A 6439-nucleotide genomic window follows, 5' to 3' on the forward strand; every position below is an offset into this window, starting at 1 on the left:
TCTGCCTCCGAATGGGGCCAGCATGTGGGTGGCGCAAGTGGCGCCAGATCGAGGCCTTCGTCGAACAGGTACGCCCCGGACCCGGGGAATCGCTGGTGGAGTGGTGTGCGGGCAAGGGTCACCTGGCCCGCACACTGGCACGGCGGCATGCCGTCGACGTCACCGCTCTGGAGTGGCAGGCCGCCCTGTGTGACGAGGGTCGCCGGTTGGCGGCGCGGCAAGGTGTGCCGGTGGACATGCGTCAGCAGGACGTGATGGCCTTGGACCAGGGGCCGCCGCTGACCGCGCAGACCCACATCGCGGCCCTGCATGCCTGTGGTGATCTGCATGTGCGTCTGCTCGAACTTGCCGCAGAAACGGGCAGTTCGGTGACCCTGGCGCCCTGTTGTTACCAGCGCACCCGCGACACAACCTATCGACCGCTCTCCCGTCGCGCCAGGGCGCTGAGCGAGACTCATCAGCTGGCGTTCTCCCGGGAAGACCTGGCAATGGCGGTCCAGGAGACCGTAACAGCGCCAGGCGGGGTTCAGCGAAGCCGGGAGCGCGCCAACGCCTGGCGGCTGGGCTTTGATGAATGGCAGCGCCAGGCGCGTGGAATCGATGCCTATTTGCCCGTGCCCAGCCTGGCCTATGGGCGCATGCCCGATGATTTTGCCGGGTTCTGCCGCTGGGCGGCGGAACAGAAGGGCCTATCGGTCCCTTCTGGCGTTGACTGGGCCGGCTTCGAGGAAGCCGGTTGGCGACGCCAGTTCCGGGTGAAGCGCCTGGAGCTGGTGCGCCATCTGTTTCGGCGTCCACTGGAGGTGTGGCTGGCCCTGGACCGCATGACACTGCTGACGGAGTCGGGTTTTGCTGCCGAACTCGGCATCTTCTGCGATCGTGAGCTGACCCCGCGCAACCTGCTGCTGCGAGCCAGCAGATCAGGTGGGCAGGCGGTCACCCCTTCACTTCGAGGTGGAGCTCGATCATCCGCAGCAGCCGCTGGCGGTCGATCCAGCCGCTGGCGCGACCCCGTGCCATGACCGGCACCTGGTTAAGGTTGTGCTCGTTCATCAGCTGCAGTATGTCGTCGGCCTTGGCATCGGGGGCGACATGGTGAAGCTTGTCTGTCGGCGTCATGATCTCGCTCACTGGCGTCGAGCCCCATTGCTCCTGGGGTAAGCGTCGCGTGTCGCTCAGCGAGACCAGGCCCAGCACCTGGTTGGGGCTTCCCACCAGGAAGGCGCGTCGGCCGGAAGTCAGCACCTGCTCTCGCAGCCACGCCTCGATGGATCGGCCTGCAGCAACGAAGGGTATGTCGGGGTCGGCCAGGTCCTGGGCGCGGACACCCGCCAGGCGATCGCGAAGGACGTACATGCGACTCTGGGCGTGGTTCATGGTGAGCAGGAACCAGGCGATCAGCATGATCCACAGCCCGCCGACCAGATTGCCCATGACCAGCATATTCCATAGGGCCAGGCCAAACAGCCCATAAGCCAGGAAGCGGCCGCTGGCGATGGCTGTCTCGTTGCCCCGCTGAGTGCTTCCCGTGACCTTCCAGACCAGGGCGCGAAGTACCCGCCCTCCATCCAGGGGGAAGCCGGGAATCAAGTTGAAGATCGCCACGACCAGGTTGATCATGGACAGCCAGCCAAACGCCACGGGAATCGGTTCGTACCAGCCCGCGGTCACGCCAGCCAGGACGCCGAACAGAAAGGCCAGCGCAAAGCTGACCGCTGGTCCGGCGACGGCAATCCAGAATTCGTCGTTGGCCTGCTCCGGGTCACGACTCATTTGCGCCATGCCGCCGAAGATGAACAGGGTAATGGCGGTAACCGGTACGCCGCGCCGGATTGCCACCAGGCTATGGCCCAGCTCATGGGCCAGGATGGAAGCGAAGAAGACCAGTACCGTGACGAAGGCGGTAACGGCGGCATCCGCGGTGGTCCAGTCCTGGTACTGCTGCTGAAGGCCGGTGGTCATGCTGACCATCACCAACGCGAAGATGATCAGCCAGCTGACATGGATTTCAAGCCGAATGCCTCGGAAATGACCCAGCACCCATACGGATTTGAACATATTGGACTCCCTGACGGCGTTATGACGACACTCTTGTTGTAGGACTCGGGCTTGTGAGGCCGTGTGGCCCCACGGGCGATGGACTCACGTTTCCCGTTCCCCACGTGTCGCCCGCAGCAGGACCCGGTCCATGCCCCGTGTGGACAGGATACGCTTGAGGGCGGCAAACAGGTGGGTCGGCACCGTAATGTGATAACGGGCCTTGGGCCGTCGGCTCTCCAGGGCATGGATCAGCTTGCGAATCACCGCATCGGCTTCGAGCGTGAAGGGGGCCGATGGGCCTTCCCCGGCGAGGCGGGCCTCCAGCGCGCAGTAGGTGACGGCATGATGGCTCGTCGCGGCCTTGATATTGTCGCGAAAGGCGCGATAGGCGTTCTCGCGGAAGCGGCTGGCGATGGGGCCGGGTTGCAGCAGGCTGACGTGGATACCGGTACCGTAAAGCTCCTGGCGCAGGGTGTCGGTCAAACCTTCCAGAGCAAACTTGGAGCAGACATAGGCGCCGCGGTAAGGCAGTGCGGAAAATCCCAGAACCGAGCTGTTCTGTACGATGCGTCCGCTGCCCTGGTCACGCATCACCGGAATGATGCGCGTCGTCAGCTCGTGAGTGCCGAGCAGGTTGGTTTCCAGCTGCTCACGCAGCACGGCGCGGGAGAGATCCTCCACCGCACCCGGCTGGCCGTAGGCGCCATTGTTGAACAGCGCATCGAGGCGGCCACCGGTTCGCCTCAGGATTTCGTCGACGGCGGCCCCAATCGAATCGCTGCAGGCCAGGTCCAGAAGCAGTGCGTCGAAGCCCTCTTCCTGGAGTCGAACGACCTGATGCTCCCGCCGTGCGGTCGCGAAGACTCTCCACCCCCTTTGCACCAGGGTTTGGGCGGCGGCGTGGCCAATACCGCTGGAGCAGCCGGTGATGAGGATACTCGGCGGTGCCGAGGCCATCGTCTCGTCCATGTCCGTTTTCCTTGCACGAGCCAGTGAGATTCGCCGATAGGGTATACCATGAGGGAGACCCTGTCGGGAGTCGATGGAAATCGGTCATCGAGCCGGCCCGGGTGGTATAGCGATAGGCGGACAGGAGGTCGGCCATGCAGCGTAACTTAACCTTGCGCATGAGCACGCTACTTGGGTTGCTCCTGTTGCTTCTCCTGCTGTCGTTGGGAGGGGGTTACTGGATGATACTGCATATGCCGGGGTCGTCCTTTCGTGGCGAGCCGCCAGCGCTGGATAAAGAGACACAAGTGCTTCGCGACCGGCTGCATGGCCATGTCCTGCAGCTGGCCGGGGAGATTGGCGAGCGCCATTACTGGCGTCCCGATGCACTGCATGCGTCGGCCGACTACATCGAGCAAGCCTTCCGGGAGGCCGGCCATGAGCCGCTTCGCCACGCCGTGCCGACCGGCAACCGGATGTTCCATAACGTCGAGGTGCGGATTCCGGGGGGGCGCCAGGCGTCCGAGGTGCTGGTCGTCGGAGCCCACTACGACACGGTGCGGGGCAGCCCGGGTGCCGATGACAACGCCTCCGGCGTGGCGGTACTGATCGAGCTGGGGCGTCTCCTTCAGGATGTGCCGCTTGATCGATCCTTGCATCTGGTTGCCTTTGCCAACGAAGAGATGCCCTTCTTCGGTACCGATGCCATGGGCAGCCTGCGCTATGCCCGCCAGGCGCGAGAGGAGGGCATGGACATTGCCGGCATGATAGCGCTGGAGATGTTGGGGTATTACACCGATGCCCCCGGCAGCCAGTACCATCCGCCACTGCTCGGGCACTTCTATCCGGACCGGGGCGACTTCGTGGCCTTTATCGGCAACCTCGCCTCCCGATCACTGGTGCGCGAGGCCATCGGGGCGTTCCGGGAGAGTGCCCAGGTGCCCTCGGAAGGGCTGGCTGCGCCCGAGCTGATCCGCGATATACGCCGCTCGGATCACTGGGCATTCTGGGAAATGGGCTACCCGGCGATGATGATCACCGATACCGCCAACTTTCGTAACCCTCACTACCACGGACCGACCGACACCCCCGATCGGCTCGACTACGAGACCATGGCCAGGGTCACCGAAGGCCTGGCCAAGGCGCTGGAGGTGATGGCCCGACGCTGAGGCTGCGGGCATCCATACCCTCCATTTCTGCAGCAGGCCGGAAAAGAAGTCGGGCCACGATAGGCTGTTATCGTGGCCCGGGGGGAGTCAAACAGCGCGGTTGGGAAGCGCGGCAGCGCCAGGGAATCGCAGGCGCAGACTTTTTGTAGTGTTTTCCTAGTGGTGGCGACTGAACTGGCCGTGGGGGCTATCGCCCATCAGGCGCTCGAATTCAGTGCCGCTCATGTGCAGCAGCGTCTCGTGATCGCCGGCTTCGAAATAGATATCCGACTGATAGCGCAGCATGTCATCCACATAGACCTGGAGCCCGTAGGCCTGGCCGACAGGCGTCGTGGCACCGGGGTCGCAGTCGCTGAAGCGGCGCACGATCTCCTCTTCCGAGGCGAGTTCGACGTTTTCATTGAACAGTTTCGACAGGCTCTCCAGGTCGGCGTCACAAGTGCTCGGCAGCACGGCGACCCGGTAGCCGGAGTCGCAATGCAGCATGACGGCCTTGGCGAGCTGGTCGCCGGTGATGTGCGCCTTTTCAGCGATGCGACTGGTACTGACTTCTCGGGGATGCTTGAGCTCTTCGTAGTCGATATCGCAGGCTCTAAGGTACTCCCGCAGGGTCATCGGGATACTCATGGTACCGTCTCCTTCGGCCGCGAGGGCCGCGATCAGAAAAGGATATGCCTCCCTTCGTTGTTGGGTTCTCCACATACAAAGCGTAGTTCCTAAATCCCGCTCGCTACACTCCGTTTGGCAGCTCCGGTGCTCCGAGCCCTGTTTGCCCATTCCTGCCTCCCGGCTTCTGGTATGTTGTCGGGTGAGAGCCGCCCGACAGCGGCTGACAGCCAGGACGCTGACGCATCAGGAGCCGCCGTGACGTTCGATAATCCTTCGCTAGACCCCGAATGCCTGCCGGCGCTGGAGCATGCACCGCTGACGCCGGTATCCCGTCGGCTGGCCCCCTGCCAGGCCTTGCTTCGCCTTTTCCACTGGGCCTTCCTCACGCTGGTGGCCTGGCTCTTCCCGGTTCAGCATGAGCTGCTGGCGCAGTATCAGCCGTGGCTTGCCGCCACCGTGGCGGGGTTGGGGACGGTGGCAATCGTGCTGGGATGGCTGGAGGCCCGGCGTCGGGGCTATGGCCTGCGTGAGCACGACCTGATCTATCGCCGCGGCCTGCTGGTGCGGCGTACCCAGGTACTGCCGCTGGTTCGCTTGCAGCATGTCGAGACCCTGAGCAATCCCGTGGAGCGGGCCTTCGGCCTGGTCCGGCTGGCCTGCTTCACAGCCGGTGGCAGAGGTGCCGACCTGCTGCTCGAGGGACTCACGGCCGAGCGTGCCGAATCGGTCAAGCAGCATCTGCTGAGCCGCCTGGCGGTGACGCCGGGCCCGTCTTCACCCGGTGGCGAGACACCATGAGCCCTGAGCAGGATGCCCCGTCCGACAGGCCGGCGCTGTCAGGCTGGCAGCGACTTTCCCCCTGGGCCGTGGGACTCTTGTTGATCAGCGCCGGGACGTCGCTGGTGCGCCAGCACATGCCACTGTTGCTGGGCGCCGGGGCGGGCCTGGCCATGGTCGAGCGGGTCGGGTTGCGCGAGCTTGCCCTGGGGGGCGTGCTGCTGCTGCTGGTGGCCGGACTGGTGAGCCTGCTCTACTACCGGCGCTTCCGGTTTCGGCTCGATGGCGATGTGTTGATCGTCCAGAAAGGACTGTTCGAGCACCGGGAATTCAAGGTGGCGGCCCGTCATGTGCAGCATATCGCCCTGCACCAGCCGGCCTACATGCGCCCCTTCGGACTTGTCCTCTGGGAGGTCGAGACGCTGGCCGGCGAAGCATCGAGCATTCAACTGCCGGGCATACGCCGGCAGCTTGCCGAAGCCCTCGGCCACGGCTTGAGGAGCGCGGAGAGCACCGTCAAGGAGCGGGGGGCTGCGGTCAGCGACAGTGGTCCAACTGGCGCCGGAGAAGGCGTTGTACGATTCGTACTGACCCCCGGGGCGCTGGTACTCCATGGTCTGACCAGCCGCTCGATCTATGTCATTGCGGCGATGCTTTCGCCGCTGATCCGGCCGCTGGAGCGCTGGATCCACGACCGCCTTCCACAGCTGGATCTGCAGGCATGGCTGCCCGAGTCGCCGCTGCTGGCGATCGGGCTGGGGCTGCTGGGCGTGGTGGCCGTGCTGGCGCTGCTCGCCGTATTGGCCGCCTGGTGGCGCTTTCACGGCTACGTGCTGCGCGATGACGGCGAGCGACAGGTGCAGGTCAGCGGCCTGTTCGCTCGGCAGGAGCAGGCC

At 64.7% G+C, this 6439-nt stretch carries 7 protein-coding genes; 4 read left to right on the forward strand and 3 right to left on the reverse strand.

Annotation, left to right across the window (positions count from 1 at the left end):
* On the forward strand, positions 1 to 1022 hold a 1022-nt coding region (locus Q427_RS26595), incomplete at its 5' end, for a methyltransferase (RefSeq protein ID WP_155833713.1).
* On the opposite strand, the gene Q427_RS26600 is transcribed toward Q427_RS26595, so the two are convergent.
* Together Q427_RS26600 and Q427_RS26605 are read right to left on the reverse strand one after the other, a co-directional pair.
* Positions 937 to 2058 carry a site-2 protease family protein gene (locus tag Q427_RS26600; protein ID WP_043518502.1) on the reverse strand — a complete coding sequence of 374 codons (1122 nt, stop codon included), beginning with the start codon at positions 2056 to 2058 and terminating at the stop codon, positions 937 to 939. The two genes, Q427_RS26595 and Q427_RS26600, sit on opposite strands and share 86 nt — an antisense overlap.
* A gap of 84 nt (positions 2059 to 2142) precedes the next feature.
* A complete protein-coding gene (locus tag Q427_RS26605; protein WP_043518504.1) occupies positions 2143 to 3009 on the reverse strand; it encodes an SDR family NAD(P)-dependent oxidoreductase in 867 nt (288 codons plus the stop codon).
* A 134-nt stretch (positions 3010 to 3143) separates the two neighbouring features.
* On the opposite strand from Q427_RS26605, the gene Q427_RS26610 reads away from it, so the two are divergent.
* The gene (locus Q427_RS26610; RefSeq protein ID WP_051496746.1) at positions 3144 to 4157 is read left to right on the forward strand and encodes a M28 family peptidase; all 1014 of its coding nucleotides are present in this window, start codon (positions 3144 to 3146) and stop codon (positions 4155 to 4157) included.
* 156 nt (positions 4158 to 4313) lie between these two features.
* Here the strand turns inward: Q427_RS26610 and Q427_RS26615 are convergent, their stop codons facing one another.
* Entirely contained in the window at positions 4314 to 4784 is a 471-nt protein-coding gene (locus Q427_RS26615) for an aminoacyl-tRNA deacylase (protein ID WP_043518506.1), read from the reverse strand.
* Positions 4785 to 5021: 237 nt separating this feature from the next.
* On the opposite strand from Q427_RS26615, the gene Q427_RS26620 reads away from it, so the two are divergent.
* Entirely contained in the window at positions 5022 to 5564 is a 543-nt protein-coding gene (locus Q427_RS26620; RefSeq protein WP_051496747.1) for a PH domain-containing protein, read from the forward strand.
* A partial coding sequence (locus Q427_RS26625) for a PH domain-containing protein (protein WP_043518508.1) occupies positions 5561 to 6439 on the forward strand: 879 nt, incomplete at its 3' end. The genes Q427_RS26620 and Q427_RS26625, both read left to right, overlap by 4 nt.

The sequence above is a fragment of the Halomonas sp. BC04 genome (assembly GCF_000568385.1).